Origin of the sequence: Thermodesulfatator indicus DSM 15286 (genome assembly GCF_000217795.1) — a bacterium.
In the GTDB taxonomy this organism is placed as follows: domain Bacteria; phylum Desulfobacterota; class Thermodesulfobacteria; order Thermodesulfobacteriales; family Thermodesulfatatoraceae; genus Thermodesulfatator; species Thermodesulfatator indicus.
Genome location: NC_015681.1, coordinates 1,171,680 through 1,186,537, shown reverse-complemented (window position 1 = coordinate 1,186,537; position 14,858 = coordinate 1,171,680). Strand labels below are relative to the sequence as shown.

At 44.6% G+C, this 14,858-nt stretch carries 12 protein-coding genes and 1 tRNA gene; 4 read left to right on the top strand and 9 right to left on the bottom strand.

Features of this window, described 5'->3' with window-relative positions; all coding sequences use genetic code 11:
- Positions 1-215: 215 nt before the first annotated feature.
- Together THEIN_RS05675 and THEIN_RS05670 are read left to right on the top strand one after the other, a co-directional pair.
- Positions 216-731: a cysteine hydrolase family protein gene (locus THEIN_RS05675; protein ID WP_148236941.1), complete on the top strand. Its 516-nt coding sequence runs from the start codon at positions 216-218 to the stop codon at positions 729-731.
- On the top strand, positions 728-2,086 hold the full coding sequence (locus THEIN_RS05670) for a nicotinate phosphoribosyltransferase (RefSeq protein WP_013907728.1): 1,359 nt from the start codon (positions 728-730) through the stop codon (positions 2,084-2,086). The genes THEIN_RS05675 and THEIN_RS05670 overlap by 4 nt, the downstream gene beginning before the upstream one ends.
- A 323-nt stretch (positions 2,087-2,409) precedes the next feature.
- Here THEIN_RS05670 and THEIN_RS05665 read toward each other — a convergent pair.
- Positions 2,410-2,485, bottom strand: a tRNA-Asn gene (locus THEIN_RS05665).
- Between the two features lie 148 nt (positions 2,486-2,633).
- Here THEIN_RS05665 and THEIN_RS05660 point away from each other — a divergent pair.
- The gene (locus THEIN_RS05660) at positions 2,634-3,185 is read left to right on the top strand and encodes a DJ-1 family glyoxalase III (RefSeq protein ID WP_013907727.1); all 552 of its coding nucleotides are present in this window, start codon (positions 2,634-2,636) and stop codon (positions 3,183-3,185) included.
- On the opposite strand, the gene THEIN_RS05655 is transcribed toward THEIN_RS05660, so the two are convergent.
- From THEIN_RS05655 to THEIN_RS05630, 6 genes are read right to left on the bottom strand one after another with little or no spacing between them, the layout of a single operon-like run.
- Complete coding sequence (locus THEIN_RS05655; RefSeq protein ID WP_013907726.1) at positions 3,182-3,799, bottom strand: exosortase C-terminal domain/associated protein EpsI; 618 nt, start codon at positions 3,797-3,799, stop codon at positions 3,182-3,184. The two genes, THEIN_RS05660 and THEIN_RS05655, sit on opposite strands and share 4 nt — an antisense overlap.
- A complete protein-coding gene (locus THEIN_RS05650) occupies positions 3,796-4,635 on the bottom strand; it encodes an exosortase/archaeosortase family protein (RefSeq protein ID WP_013907725.1) in 840 nt (279 codons plus the stop codon). Before THEIN_RS05650 ends, THEIN_RS05655 begins: the two co-directional genes overlap by 4 nt.
- A complete protein-coding gene (polX, locus tag THEIN_RS05645) occupies positions 4,611-6,350 on the bottom strand; it encodes a DNA polymerase/3'-5' exonuclease PolX (protein WP_013907724.1) in 1,740 nt (579 codons plus the stop codon). Before polX ends, THEIN_RS05650 begins: the two co-directional genes overlap by 25 nt.
- Positions 6,328-7,515: a class I SAM-dependent rRNA methyltransferase gene (locus THEIN_RS05640; RefSeq protein ID WP_013907723.1), complete on the bottom strand. Its 1,188-nt coding sequence runs from the start codon at positions 7,513-7,515 to the stop codon at positions 6,328-6,330. Before THEIN_RS05640 ends, polX begins: the two co-directional genes overlap by 23 nt.
- Positions 7,481-8,824 (bottom strand): cytochrome c3 family protein, encoded by a 1,344-nt coding sequence (locus tag THEIN_RS05635; RefSeq protein ID WP_013907722.1) that lies wholly within the window; start codon positions 8,822-8,824, stop codon positions 7,481-7,483. The genes THEIN_RS05640 and THEIN_RS05635 overlap by 35 nt, the downstream gene beginning before the upstream one ends.
- Positions 8,812-9,912 (bottom strand): SPL family radical SAM protein, encoded by a 1,101-nt coding sequence (locus THEIN_RS05630; protein ID WP_013907721.1) that lies wholly within the window; start codon positions 9,910-9,912, stop codon positions 8,812-8,814. The genes THEIN_RS05635 and THEIN_RS05630 overlap by 13 nt, the downstream gene beginning before the upstream one ends.
- A 114-nt stretch (positions 9,913-10,026) precedes the next feature.
- Between THEIN_RS05630 and THEIN_RS05625 the strand changes: the two genes are divergently transcribed.
- On the top strand, positions 10,027-10,887 hold the full coding sequence (locus THEIN_RS05625; protein WP_013907720.1) for a transposase: 861 nt from the start codon (positions 10,027-10,029) through the stop codon (positions 10,885-10,887).
- 123 nt (positions 10,888-11,010) lie between these two features.
- Here the strand turns inward: THEIN_RS05625 and THEIN_RS05620 are convergent, their stop codons facing one another.
- Positions 11,011-13,824, bottom strand: a complete 2,814-nt coding sequence (locus THEIN_RS05620; protein ID WP_013907719.1) for a PD-(D/E)XK nuclease family protein — start codon at positions 13,822-13,824, stop codon at positions 11,011-11,013.
- Between the two features lie 9 nt (positions 13,825-13,833).
- On the bottom strand, positions 13,834-14,745 hold the full coding sequence (gene argF, locus THEIN_RS05615) for an ornithine carbamoyltransferase (protein WP_013907718.1): 912 nt from the start codon (positions 14,743-14,745) through the stop codon (positions 13,834-13,836).
- Between the last annotated feature and the right edge of the window lie 113 nt (positions 14,746-14,858).

Here is a 14,858-nt window from a genome sequence, read left to right as displayed (position 1 = left end):
TTTTAACTCGAGATTCCACGGCGCCACTGACGCCTGAGATTGTTTCGCTTTGCTTGCTATATAGTGTAAGAAAATAGCCCGCAATGACAGAAATCGTCCATTTGGTCTTGGTCTCTGCGAGGAGCACAGATGCGCAAACGGTCTCTCTAGATGTTAGACCCTAATACAAAAAATATCTTGTCAAAAAAGGTGTTTTTGACTAATTAACTATGCAAATGAGGGCCTTATTAGTAATTGATATGATAAATGATTTTTTGGATCCCAAAGGGGTTCTCTTCTGCGGCGAAGAAGTAAGGGCTATTATAAGTCCTTTACAAGAGAAAATTAAACAATTTCGAAGGGACAAAAATCCTGTTTTCTATCTCTGTGATCAACATGAACCAGAAGATCTTGAATTTTTGGCCTTTCCACCTCATGCTTTAAAAGGCTCTTGGGGAGCAGAAATTATCCCAGAACTTAAGCCCGAAACAATTGATTACGTAATCCCTAAAACCCGCTTTAGCGGTTTTTTTAAAACCCCTTTAGAAGATATGCTCTTAAAGTTGGGAGTAAAAACTGTTTGCCTCACAGGAGTGTGTACCAGTATTTGTGTAATGGATACCGCGGCTGATGCTTTTTTTCGAAACTTCAAAATCGAGGTTTTTAAAGATTGTGTAGGTGATTTTGATAAGGAAATGCACCTCTTTGCCCTCAAACGCATGGAACGGATTTATAAAGCGAAAATTCTATGAAAACCCGTTTATCCTCCCTTTTTACAGACCTTTATGAACTCACCATGGCGGCGGTTTATTTTGAACGAGAAATGTTTGCGCCAGCCACCTTTTCTTTTTTTGTGAGAAGTTACCCCAAAAACTGGCGTTTTTTTATTTTTTGCGGGTTAGAAGAAGTGATTTCCTGGCTAGAAAAATTCTCTTTTTCCGAAGAAGATTTGGCTTATCTGGACAATCTGGGTCTTTTTAAACCAGCTTTTTTAGATTATTTGAAAAATTTACGTTTTACAGGTGATGTTTTTAGCATGTCTGAAGGGGCTATTTTTTTTGCCGAAGAGCCTGTTCTGGAAATCACGGCCCCTTTACCTCAAGCTCAGCTAGTAGAAACATTTGTAATAAATACTTTATGTTTTAACTCTCTTGTGGCTAGCAAGGCCGTGAGGAGTGTTCTAGCGGCCCGAGGTCGGATGGTAGTAGATTTTTCAGCTAGACGCACTCACGGAGTAGAAGCTGCTCTTAAGGTAGCCAGAAATTCCTATTTGGTGGGTTTTTCCGCTACAAGCAATACGCTTGCTGGAAAGCTTTATAATATTCCAGTAACTGGTACCATGGCTCATTCTTTTATTGAAAGTTTCCCCTCTGAGGTTGAAGCCTTCTCGGCCTTTGCTGAAATCTTTCCTGATAACACAGTTCTACTACTTGATACTTACGATACCATTACGGCCACTAAAAAAGCCATTGATCTTGCTAAACGGCTCGAAGCGCAGGGTAAACGTCTTAAAGGAGTACGACTTGATAGTGGAAATATTAGTCATTTGGCAAAAGAAGTAAGACGCCTTTTAGATGAAGCGGGCCTTTCCTACGTAAAAATTTTTGTTAGCGGCGGGCTTGATGAATACCAGATAGAAAAATTCTTAGAAGAAGGTGTTCCGGTTGACGCCTTTGGTGTGGGGACAAAAATGGGGGTTTCAGCGGATGCCCCTTATCTTGATGCCTCCTATAAGCTGGTCTCCTATGATGGGAGGCCAGTAGCTAAGCTTTCTTCTGGAAAAAAGACTTTAGCTGGTGAAAAACAGGTCTATCGTTTTAAAAAGAATGGCTTTCTTCAAAAAGACTTGGTAGCTTTGCGAAATGAAACCTTTGATGCCGAACCTTTACTTGAAAAGGTTATGGAAAAAGGCAAACGCCTCAAACCAAAACAAACCCTGGGTGATATTAAAAAACATATTCAGATGGCCCTTAAAGAAATACCTGATGAGCTCAAGGCTATCAGGCCGTCTGAAAATAGCTTTTATTGTGTAGAAGTTTCTCCTCATTTGGCTGCTCTACAAAAGAAAATAGAAGAAGAAATCCGTCTCAAAGAAATCTTAGTTTAAAAGCTTCACACCTTTCTATAGTTTTTTGACAATCTGAGAACTAACTTTTCCAGTCTTGGGGTTTCGATTACATTGTTAAGAAGCCAAGAAACTTTAAACGAATCTTCTTCTCAGGGATGGACACTTCTCTGTAAGAGCATGTCTAGCCTGGTTAAAAAATTATGGATTTTTAGAAGTTAGAACTCTGACTAGACTTTTTATTTTAGCCTTTACCCTTTACGAAAAAGTTTTTCTGGACGCTATAAGTTTTATTTCTAACTGTCTTTTGTAAGGCAAGAACAAGCTGGAAGAAGTCATAAAAGAGTTTGAAACAGCTATCAAAATGGCTCCCCGGGCAGGACTCGAACCTGCAACCTATGGGTTAACAGCCCACCGCTCTGCCGATTGAGCTACCGGGGAACTGCCATAAAAATTAGCGCTCTCCCTTTTCCCTGTCAAGCCTTAAGGAATACTATTTGTCGTTCGGGCTGTTTTGCCTGTCCCTGTTTGCTACAGCTTGACTTTTGGAACAGCAGTTGACACTTTGAAAGAAAAAACGGAGGTGGCCATGGCCAAGGTAGCCATTTTATTAGCTCCGGGATACGAAGAACTCGAAGCCGTAACCGTAATAGACGTTCTGCGTAGGGGTGGAGTAGATGTAATCATCGCTGGTCTTGAAGATACCCCTATTCCCAGCGCCAGAGACGTAAAAATCGTACCTGACACTACGGTTGATAGCCTGTCCCCTGACGAACTTGATATGGTGATTTTACCAGGCGGGCTCCCTGGAGTGGAAAACCTCAAAAAAGATTCCAGGGTCAAAGAATTGATTCAGAAAATGCAGGAAAAGGGCAAAAAATGTGCGGCTATTTGTGCCGCTCCAGGAGCCCTGGCCGCTTTTGGGGTCCTCAAAGGCAAAAAGGCGACTATTTATCCCTCGCTGAAAGATGAATTAAAAGAAGCCAGGCTCGAAGATGCCCCGGTAGTAGTAGATGAAAACGTCATTACCAGCCAGGGGCCGGGCACGGCTATGCCCTTCGCCCTTACCCTTCTGGCTATTTTGGCCGGTGAGGAAAAGGCCAGAGAAGTAGCCCAACAAATGCTGGTTAATTGGCCTTAAGAAGGCAAGAACTGGTCAAGAATAGGCACCAGCGCCCTGGTAAACTCTTTTAATTTTTTTTCGTTTCCCTTTTTTAAAGGGACCATCAAACGCACCAGGGCGCCGTCTGAACGCTGTTTCAAAAGACGGTCAAGCAGGAGATAAAGTCTATCTTCATATTCACTGGCGACTTTACGCCCGCGCCCCTGATACCAGTAATAAACCAATAGCTTTTCGTCTCCTTTTTGAAGCAAAAAACGGTTCACTTTGAGTTGACCATGAGGGGTATTAAGAGTGATAATCCTATCGTCTATGGGGAGCCAGCCGCCACCAGGCATACAGTGCTTAGGAGAATGAATCATGGCCCCTTCTTGCTGTTCTTCAAAATAACCCACGTAAAGGCTTATACAGGTATCTTTTTGGCAATACTCGCGCATGATGTAATTATCTACCCCGAGAACCTTTTCTACTTTCGGGGGCATTCTTTCTTCTTTTACAAGCTTATAGCCGGCTATTTCTCGTGGGAAAAGGGCCAAATCCTTTTTGATGGGCACTGGATGAATAGTACTTACCGCCTGCATAACCAAAGAAAAAAGCACCAATACCGCCGCTAAAAAAATGGCTTTTTTTATCATCTCTTAGCCACCAGTTTATGCACTGTTAAAACTAAAACTATAGAAAGGCCAAAAACCACAAGCCCTGAAAAGGTGTGAAAAAAACCGTGTGCTGCTTTGGGGCCAAAATGATAGGCAAGTACTCCGGTAATAAAAACCCTTAATACATTGACTCCTATGGCAATGGGTATCGTAGAAAGAAGAAGCACGATTTTCCAGATAGTCTTGGACACAAAATAGGCCAAAATACTGGTAATGGCTAGAAGCGAAATAAGAGAGCGAATGCCGCTACAAGCGTCTATTACCTCAAGCACCATATTAGGCAAAACAATAATATTACCGTCGCGGTAAACGGAAAAACCAAAAAATTGTAGGAGTTCTGTGGCCACTTTAGAGGCGAAGAGTTTAAGAGGAAAAGTAAGTGAGTTGTAAATTACGTAAGGTATGGGGATAGCTAAAACCAGGATCCATACCGAGAAGGCCAGCTTTTTGGCTATAGGCCAGCCTAAAAGAAAGACGAGCCCACCGTAAAGCACTACCAGAAAAGAAAAACGCTGGGTAAACTGCTCACCCGCTACCCAGCCCAACAAAAAGAGGATAAGCCCTCCCAATACAATAAAAAGGCCCCAGAAGCTCGTTTTAACCGGCAATTGAGCGAGTTTTTCGCGGTTTATCCAGACAAAATAGGCCGAAAAAAGCGGCAGAAGAAAACCGTGTGAATAATTAGGGTCATGCCACCAGTCCCACACCAGACCTTTTAAAACGGGAAAGTAAAGATAAAGAAGGGCCAGCCCAAAAAGGCTAAGGCCAGCAAGTATTTCTCTTTGAGGGGTTAGGGCTTTTGCTTTAGCTTCCATGAAGTTATTTCCTGTAGGTGTTTTTTGAATTCCCGATAGGAAAGAGTGTTTAAGATATCTTTTTTTTCACACCAGCCGCGCCTGGCCACGGCTGTACCAAGCGGCAGAAAATTCATTTGGTCAAGAATGTGAGCGTCGCTCCCTATAAGGAGTTTCACTCCAGCTTCTTTAGCCGCCCGGGTGTTTATGTCATTCAAATCCAGGCGTTTATAATAGGCATTTATTTCAAGAGCCGTTTTGGTTTCTCTGGCTGTCTTTATAAGGACTTCCATGTCAACGGGATAGGGCTCTCTTTCGCCAAGGAGGCGGCCGGTGGGGTGGCCTATACAATGCACGTAAGGATTTTTCATGGCCGCCACCAGACGAGCCGTAATGTTTTCCTCTCCCTGTTTGAAACCGCTGTGAATAGAAGCTATCACCAGATCAAATTCCTTTAAAACTTCGTCAGGGTAATCTAGGCTTCCATCCCCCAGAATATCTACCTCGGTGCCACAGAGAAGTTTTACATCTTTTGAGCGTTTGTTAAAGTCCTCAATGGCCCTTTTTTTCTCCGTTATTTTCTCAATCGGCACGCCGCCGGCAACCTTTAATCCTTGAGAATGATCAACAATGCCCACCCATTTTAATCCCAGTTTCCGGGCGTAAGCGGCGATCTCTTCAATAGAAGCACTTCCGTCGCTGAACTTGGAATGCACATGAGAATCCCCGATAACCTCGTCATAGGCCACAATCTGAGGAAGTCTTCCTTCAAGAGCCGCTTCTATTTCTCCCCTGTCTTCGCGAAGTTCAGGTGGAATCCAGGGGAGGCCCACCGCGGCAAAAACTTCCTCTTCTTCTTTGCCGCCAATGCGCTCCTGACCACGGAATATACCGTATTCGTTAATTTTCAAACCTCTCTGCACCCCAAGTTCTCTTATTCTGATGTTATGAGCCTTTGAGCCGGTAAAATAAGCCAGAGCGGCGCCGTAACATTCAGGGTCAAGCACCCGCAGGTCAACTTGAATGCCCTGTTTTAGCCGCACGCTGGTTTTGGTCTCACCTTTGGCAATTACCTCGTCTATCATGGGCAGAGAAACGAACACGTCCATCACTTTCAAGTGATCTTTGGCGGTGACTAAGATGTCTATGTCTTTTACCGTTTCACGGCGCCGACGAATACTTCCAGCCACGTCTATGCGCTCAACCGGGCTCTTCTTTTTGAGCAAAGCAACGATTTCTTCTGCCCAGGGGAGCACCAGCCCTATAGGCAGGCGACCTCGTTTTTGTTTAAGAAGTTTTATACCTTTAAGGATATTTTGTTCGGTTTTAGGGCCAAAGCCCGGAAGCCTTGATAGCCGATGTTCAAGGCAGGCCTTTTCCAGTTCTTCTATTGTTTTTATACCCAAAGTTTCATAGACGATTTTGGCCTTTTTAGGGCCAAAGCCTGGAATTTCTAAAAACTTGAGAAGCTCAGGCGGTATCTCCTGTTTGAGTTCTTCGTATTTCTGAAGGGTGCCTGTCTCAAGGATTTCTATGATTTTTTGCGCCAGATCTTTACCAATACCTGGGATACGTTCAAGTTTGCCCTTGGCGGCCAGTTCTTCTACGTCAACAGTTAGGGCCTCTATATTTTGGGCCGCCCTCTGGTAGGCCCTTATGCGATACGGGTTATCGCCTTTTATCTCTAGAAGAGCCGCTATTTTGCGAAAGATATCAGCTACTTCTTTGTTTCTCATCTTCACCCTCAAAGGCAAGGATTTTTAAAAATACAGCCTTAAGATACCATGTTTCTGGCATGGATAGGTAGATGGGATGGTCTTTAGCCTGAAGACCAATTTCAAGGAGCTGGGGATAAAGGGCGCTTTTCAGAGCCGCTCTTTCTATCAGAGAAAGCAGATCATGGAGCTTGAGAAACTGGGAACAAGAGCAGGAAAGAAAAATTCCTTGGTCTTCTAACCGGGCAAGCGCCTTGTTATTCAAAACTTCATAAAGTTTTCTCCCAGCCTGGTAGGCACGTTCTTTCTTGATTAGGGCTGGAGGGTCAAGGACTATGGCCTGGGCCTTTGGGGCGTATTGCAAAAAATTTTCCACTTCGTCCTGAATAAAAGTAACTTTTCCGGCCAGGTTGTTTTTTCTGGCGTTTTCCTCGGCTAGAGCCAAGGCCTGAGAAGATCGATCAACTGCTAGGACCTTTTGGGCCCCGGATCTGGCCGCGTAAAGGGAAAAGGCCCCCGAGTAACAGAAAAGGTCAAACACCAGCTTGTCTTTTACGTAGAGAGAAAAGCGTCTTCTGTTTTCACGCTGGTCAAGGAAAAATCCGGTTTTCTGGCCAGAAATAGGATCTATGAGAAAGTAGAGCCCGTCAATTTTTGCCCAGAAAGGGCCGTCTATGCCTTCTTTTTCTACATAAAGTGGTAAGCCTTCTTCTTTTCTCACTGGAAGATCATTTTTAAAGACCAGGGCTTTAAGCGGCAAAGCCTCTTTTAAGGCATCGTATATAGTGCTTTTTAGCCTTTCCATACCGGCCGTCGCCAGCTGAACTACCGCCACACTCTCAAAAAGATCAACGGTTAAACCCGGAAGCAAATCACCTTCACCGTGAACCAGCCTGAAGCAAGTCTCACCGGGATATAATTTTTGCCTGTCCCCAAAATTTTTCTTAAAACGCTTTACGAAAAATTCCCGGGAAATTTCTTCGTCTTGAAAAGAAAGGATGCGGGCCATTATACGGCTTTTAGGGTTGAAATAGGCTATAGCTAAAAAATGGCCTTCTTTACTGGTAAGCCTTACCAGTTCGCCGGAAGTGACTTCAGGAAGTGTTAAAAAGTCAGCTTTCCCTAACCAGAGTCTTCGGCCAAGAACCTTTTTAACGCCTTTGCGGTTCAAGATGGTGGTCTTCATGAAGCATCTCCAGAATCTTTTGGGCGCGAAAATAGTCAGCCTGCCCAATAGTATGCGGGCTGTAAGGAAGATAAACCTTTTGCGGATCTTTTTTTACGGCGTAAGGCGTTAGATTATCAAAAATAACCTCACCGTATTCATCTACAAAACTCAAGTGCAGGTCAAGCAGAGGCCGCATTATAGAAATTTTCCCCGTTTTATCGCGGCCAAGGGGCAGGTCTTCAAAGCGCCTTTCTTTAAAACCCAAAAACCAAATACCCGGCCGCGGTTTGCCTGAAATTTTGTCAAGCATAGATGGCTCAAGCTCGTCTCCCTGAGCGCTTCTCACGATAAAATTTTCAACTTCCGAAGAACCCTGTACGTAAAACTCAGCCCAGTCCTCCCAGTCAGGATCATACTGGAGCATAAGATAATAACCACGGTCCTGAAAGCTAAACTTGGCGTGACAGGCACTGCAGCGCACCTTGGCCAAAACTTCTTTGGCGTGAAAAGGGCTCTTATGGTCAAGTTCATGGCAATCCGTGCAGGCAGGGCCTTTTCCTCCAGCCATAAGCTCTTTTCCTGTATGACAGGAGAGACAAGACAGGCCGGCCTTTAAGTGCACGTCTTGGGCCATTTCGTGAAACTCTACTCCCCAGGGCCGTGGAGGAAGATCTCCATCAATCAAAGGGCTTCTGAAGGCGTAAGGGTAATCGTGTTCAAAAAGTCCATAATAATCAAAGCCTACACGGTTGCCGTAGTGACAGTGAAGGCAAAGGCGGTCTGGCGTAGTCTTGATAAAGGTATGATCCATTAGCTTGCCGTTTCCGTATAGCAAATGGCAGGCGGCACATCCCGTGCCCCTTCTGGTTTCGGGATAGTCATCGCCCTTGTAAAAGAGGTGGCACCGTAGGCAACGACGGCGCAAAAGGTCATAAACCAGGTCAGCCCTGTTTTTTATCTTTTCGGGTTCTGGGAGTCCGTTTATGCTGGAAACCGCAGGTAAGTCAAAGGCCTTAAGCACAGGATTTATCACCCCAACCAGGGTAAAATGAGGCGACCTCTCCATCTCTTTTATTTTTTCAGCGTGGCAGGAACCACAAGCTCTTCCCCAGTTAGATGGTGAAGCTGGAGAAGCGATAAGGCCTTGGTGAGCTTCCTTAGCCGTAGCCGCCGAACTACGGCCCTGATGGCATTTAGTGCAGGCAAAGTGGTGTTTTTCGTCTAGCTCGTAATGATGGCAATCTTTACAGGAACGCAAAACAGGCTTTGACTCTTTGGCCTGGCACCCGAACAAAACTATTAAAAACAAAAGGATCAAAAACCGCATACCTTCTTGGCTGCTTCGTCTAACATATGTGGAAGCCCACCAAGCTCTAAAGGAGTGAACCCAAAGGACTCACGCCATATTTCCGGGCTTTCCATACAAAGATACACACACACGTCTTTGGCCTGCTTTCTGATTTCGCGATAAAGATGCCGATAAAGCTCAACCCGAAGTGGCCTGAAGTAGCGTCTTTTTCCGTCAAGGCCTATTACGAATTCGTCGCTAAAAATGCTTGTATGAGGAAATCTCGCGTAGGCGATTTCTTTAAGTTCTGACATAAAGCGAAGGCTACCAAGGCTTATCCAGACGATATTTTCCGCCGGCACAAATTTAAAAAGTTCGGTTATTACCCTGGTGTATTCTTCCTGCCAACCTGGGAAACGGATAACAGGGTCAAAATGGAAGGCCACAGGATACCCCCAGGCTGAAACCTTTTGCGCGGCTTTTAAACGCTCGGTAAGGCTTGGAGCACCTTTTTCTTCACGTTCAACTATAGATGGTGCGTTAAGGGACCAGGCAATGATAGTACGCCGGTTATGTTTAAGACCTTCAAGGTCATCAATGAAAATAGTTTTAGTTTTTAGCTCCAAGACCCCTTTATTTTGCCTGGCGAAAAATTCCACAAGCCTTGGATTTAAGCGAGTTATAGGTTCAAGGATCATGCTATCGGTAAATTCGCCCGTGCCAATGCGGGTAAAAGGGCGGCTCGCAAGGCCTTCTTCTAACTGCTTCAGGCCATCTGAGAGCACGTTCACAAAAAAAGTAAGCCAGGGTTCGTTAAAATAGGCCTGAAGAATGCAATAAGTGCAGTCAAGATAGCAGCCCTGGCCAATATGAAAAATTTGGTAGCCACAGCATAGATAACACTTGGTGCCCGGACAGGGACGAAAAAAACGACCTTTGTAGGCCGTGAGAAAAAGAGTCTTTTTACCCCAAGAAAGAACTTCTGGCCATGAGGCCAAGGGTTTAGGCGGTTTTTCACCAGTGGGTAAGATAATTGGTTCAAGTTTTAGGCGATCTAATATCTCTTTTGTGTAAGGGTAATCCTTTACTTCTTCTGAGACGTATAGATTTTTTATGCCTGATAACATTTGGTTTTAGTCTACCTTACGTTCCGGATAATAAAAGGGACAGGCAAAAATTTCAGTTATCCCAAAATTCTGCCGATAAAAGGGACAGGCAAAAAAACTTTAAGGAGGTCTCTTATGCCACGTATCCCTCGGTTTTTTATGGATGATCCACGAGCCGCTTATCATGTAATCTCCCGCACCGCCTTGCCCGGCCACCATGTCCTCGGCGACGAAGAAAAAGAACACTTACTCCATCTTATTAGTTGGCTCTCGCAGGTCTATTTCGTCGAAGTTTATGGCTTCGCCATTATGGGTAACCATTTCCATCTCCTCTGCCGCATGCTCCCTGAAGACCAGTTCTCTGACGAAGAAGTAAAACGCCGCATTCGCCTCTACTACGGCGAGAAACGCAAAATTTTCTTCTACGAAGAGGTGCTCAAAAAATGGCGGAAAAGGCTTGGAAATCTTTCTCGATACGTCCAGGACATCAAACAGCGCTTTTCACGCTGGTATAACAAGCGCGTTGACCGCAAAGGTTACTTTTGGGCTGACAGGTTTAAGTCCGTAATCATTGAAACCGGGGAGGCTCTGCTTAATTGCCTGGCTTACATTGAACTTAACCCGGTGCGGGCTGGGATTGTGGAAAAGCCAGAGGACTACCGCTGGTGCTCGCTGGGATACAGAGCAAGAATAGGGACAGGCAAAACTTTTCTGTCGCTTGACCTTGGCCTTCCGCGGTATGAAGGCAAAACCGAGAAAGAGAAATTAGAACTTTTGCGGAAGTTTGTTTATGGCAAGGGCAGGCTTGGAGAACCAGAAATAGGGACAGGCGAAAATTTTAGACAAAGGATCGTTTTTTTTACAGAAAGTCTAGCTATCGGAAGCAGGGGTTTTCTGGAAAATGCAGCCGCCAGGTTAAAAAATTTCCTCAGGCGCAAACGAGAGAAAAAAATAACAAAACTAGCTTATACAAAAACGGGAATAGCTTTCTTATAATTAGACAAAATTGCGAGCAGAAAAAGTAATCCTAGCGCCAACAAAAAAAGACCTGAGATTGTCGCGGCAACGGCGTCGCCTTGGCACGACACTTTTTAATACTCAACTCCTAGCAGGATAAAGCTATTTGCGGGCGCACTCACAGGCCAGGCTGTAGTCACAAAAACTGCAAGTCTTTTCATCTCTCGCGGCGTAAAAGGCATCGGATTCTATCATATGCCGCAAAAGAAACTCAAGCAGACGCGGGAATTTAAAAGTCATAAATTCCTGGGCTTCTTCTGGCGTTATTCTGTCACTAAAAAGAGGCTTTTCTATGTAACTTTTGTTTCCCGAAGCTAGCTGGAGATAAGCAGCGTTATCGGCATCCACAATGAAAAGATAGAGAAAAAGCTGGAGGTCGGGAAGCATCTCCTGAAACTCGTAAAAGCTTTCGGCATCAAAGTTTGCCGGCGGGTCATATTGAAAAAGTTTTTCTTTCAGGTGATTGGCGGAAAGGGTCTTTAAAAACGTACCGGTTTTATAGTCAAGCACAAAGGTCTTTTCTTCCCTTTTCTCCAAGCGGTCAAGTTTGCCCCCGAGCTTAAAACCCTGAAATTCCTTATGATATTCTTTTTCCAGGTCTAAGATAACGAAGCCTTGAGGGAACTTGATTTCCAGGAACTCAAGATATCGTTTAAGTCTGAAAATAGCGGTTTCTTCTACAAAAAAACGCCTTTCAGGGCCTAAAATAGTGTAAAGATTTTTCAGTCTAAAAAATTCTTGAAAGTAGCTTATCAGCCGCTCAGGGTCGTTGTCTTCGCGGGGGAGATAAAGTTTTTGAATATAAGGCCTAAAATATTCTTCAAGTGCTGTGTGGACAATTTCTCCGAGTTCTTTGGCGTCAAAGTCTGCTATTTTTTCCGTGGGCTTAAGGCCTAAAATATATTTAAAGTAAAACATCACCGGACACAAAAGGTAAGTATTCAATAAAGACGGCGAAATCCCGTGCTTTCTCCCAGAAAGTATCTTTTCCACCGCTTCTTTTTCTGCCTGTCCCTTGAGGATAGATTCCTTACGGCTAAAAACAGCAGGGTCAAATTTTAAAGGAATAAAAGTTACCTTTTCAGGAGCAAGCCTTTTAAGCCTCTGTTCTTCTTCCCAGATGAGCCTTTCCACATAGCGGCTTCTAAGTTTTTTCCCGAGGGCCTCGCCTTTTCCACTTATGGCGCTCTGATAAAAGATATGGACTTTTTGGGCTCCCCTCACCAGAGCAAAGAAGTGGTGCCTTTCAATTAGTTCTTCTCGCTCACGAGGAGGGAGGCCAAGTATTGGCTTTAGGCCTTCTGGTAAAAGGGGATTTACTTCTTCCACTGAAGGGAGGTAATCCTCATTGGCATCAAGCACAAAGATGCGCTTGAAAGAAAGAAGCCTGGTTTCAAGAAGACCCATTATTTGAAGGCCTTCTAGCGGTTCTCCTTCAAAAGGTGCCCTTATGTTTCGCAAAAGTTCTTTTAAAAAGGTAAAAAGGGTGTGCGGTCTTAATTTTTGGGTAGCAAAAGAGACCTTTTCAAGGCTTGGCAGAATCTCAGTTTCAAAGGCATATAAAAAGGCCTTCTCAAGCAGGGTTTCAGGGGTGTCTTCAGCCAGGGCCGGAAGCCTCACCCGAGTACACTCTTTGACAAGCTTTCGCAGGGCTGTAGCTAAACCCTGGGTGGTGTTAAGGTTAAACCAGGGCTTTAAAAACTCTCGGTGAAACCAGGAAAGAAACCGAGAAAGGTCTTCGTTTTCAGCTAAATTTTCTATTTCCTCAAGTGAAAGATAAGGGCTTCCGTGTTCCCTTAGAGTCTTTTCCAGCTCGTGGAAAAAACAAAGGGCCTCTTTGCCTTGAAATTTAAGCCCTTTAAGATAAGGATGTTTTATCAACTTTAAATAGGCCGGAATATAAACTTCCTCCTGATGAAAACTTTCTCTTAGCTCAGCAAATAAAAGAAAAAGCTGGGCCAGGGGAGTGCGAAACAGAGGATACCCAAGAGTTATATTTACCGGCATGTCTTCTGGCAATTCATAAAGTAGGGGAATTAAATGTCCGGCCACACAAAGAAGAATTAATGTATCATCAGGGGTTTTTACTTCTTTGGGTAAGCGTTCTTTAACCGCCCTTAATTCATGGTGCACGTCAGGAGCTTCGTAAAAATGAAATTCAGGCCGCTTTTCTTCAGAAGAAATTATTTCAGCCTTTTGGCCAAAGGCCCTTTCTAGTTCGTGGTAAATTTCAGAAAACTCCTGCCCTTCAAGGCGCCACCAGAGCATGGCCCCGTTGTTAAGCCAGGTCTTGAATATTTTTTGCTCGGCCTTGGTAAGCACGAAAAAGCCTACCAGATGAAGGGCTCCCGGAAAATTAGGAATACGGTCTATATTTTCAGCTAGCGTTCTTATCCGTTCCCCAGAAGTAATGACCTGCATTTCCTTTAAGCGCTCGCGAAAGGCCCTTTGTATATCTCCAAGGTGCGAAGCAAAGAGCCTGGCCTCAAAGGGAAGTTCCTCTTCTGGAGGATAGATGATATTTTTGGCGTCTATTAGCTCACGTTCAAAGAGGTCTAGTATTTCAGCTAAGCGCAGGCCCCAGGGGAAAAAATGATCAAAACTCTGGGTTATCTTCTCAAAAAAAGGCATTTCTCTGGTTATCTCCCAGAGAACCCAGGCCTGATCAGCCCGGGTGATTAGAGGACGCTGGTCAAGTAAAGTGGCAAGCTCAGCGGTTAAGTCGGCAATGCTGATTATGCGGGGCAGAAGCCCTGGCGCTTTTCTCTTTTCAAAGAGATAATGACGAAAATAAAGGCCTGCCCGCCTGGTGGGAAAAACAAAAGTGGTTTTAGGGGAGAAAAGTTCCTCTTCGGAGACATGCGCCAAAAGGTTTTTTAGAAAATCGCGGGAAGGAAGCGCTTTTATTTGGGCCATAAATTAATTTTAGCCTGCCAGCAGCCATTCAAGAAGGGCCATATGCAGCCACATCTTGTTTTCCGCTTGATCCCAGACTACAGATTGTGGGCCTTCAAGTACTTCTTCGGCAATTTCCTCTCCGCGATGAGCAGGCAAACAATGAAGCACGATGGCCTCTGGGGCGGCGTATTTTAAAAGTTCCTCGTTTACCTGGTAAGGAGCAAAAATCTCTTTTCTCTTTTCGGCTTCTTCTTCCTGGCCCATACTGGCCCAAACGTCAGTGTTAATCACCTGGGCGTCTTTCACCGCCTCTTTTGGATCTCTAACCACTTCGATGGGCTTTTGCGCCACCTGGCGAGCTTCTTCTATAATTTGGAGGTCGGGGTCATAACCCTCGGGGCAGGCAAGAACCAGATGGAAACCCAGGCGGGCGGCCATCTCAATCCAGGAATGAGCTACGTTGTTTCCGTCTCCTACCCAGGCCACTTTAAGTCTCGTTATGTCTCCCTTCTTTTCAATAACCGTCATCACGTCAGACATGCCCTGGCAAGGATGATGTTTATCAGAAAGGCCGTTTATCACCGGGATACTGGCCCAGCGGGCCAGCTCTTCAACCACTTCCTGGCCATAAGTCCGCACACAAATAGCATCTACGTAACGGGAAAGAACTCGGGCCGTGTCTTTTAAAGGTTCTCCCCGGTCAAGCTGAAGGTCGCGCCGTGACAAATAAATACTTGAGCCACCAAGCTTTTGCATGCCTGCTTCAAAGGAAACTCTGGTACGAGTGGAATGTTTTTCAAAAAGAAGACCCAATATTTTACCGATAAGGCTTCTTCTTGTTTCTCCTTTTTTAAAATCAGCTTTGAGACGAAGGGCGCGGTCAATCACATGATTTAATTCTTCAGTAGTCAGGTCAAAAACTCTAGTTACATGCCGCATGGGAACACCTCCCTTACTTATGAAAAATTCCAATTTTAAGCAAGGATTTGGATTTTAGCAAATAACTTGAAGGGACAGGCAAAATTTTGATTCCTTAAAAAACTTAACGTGTT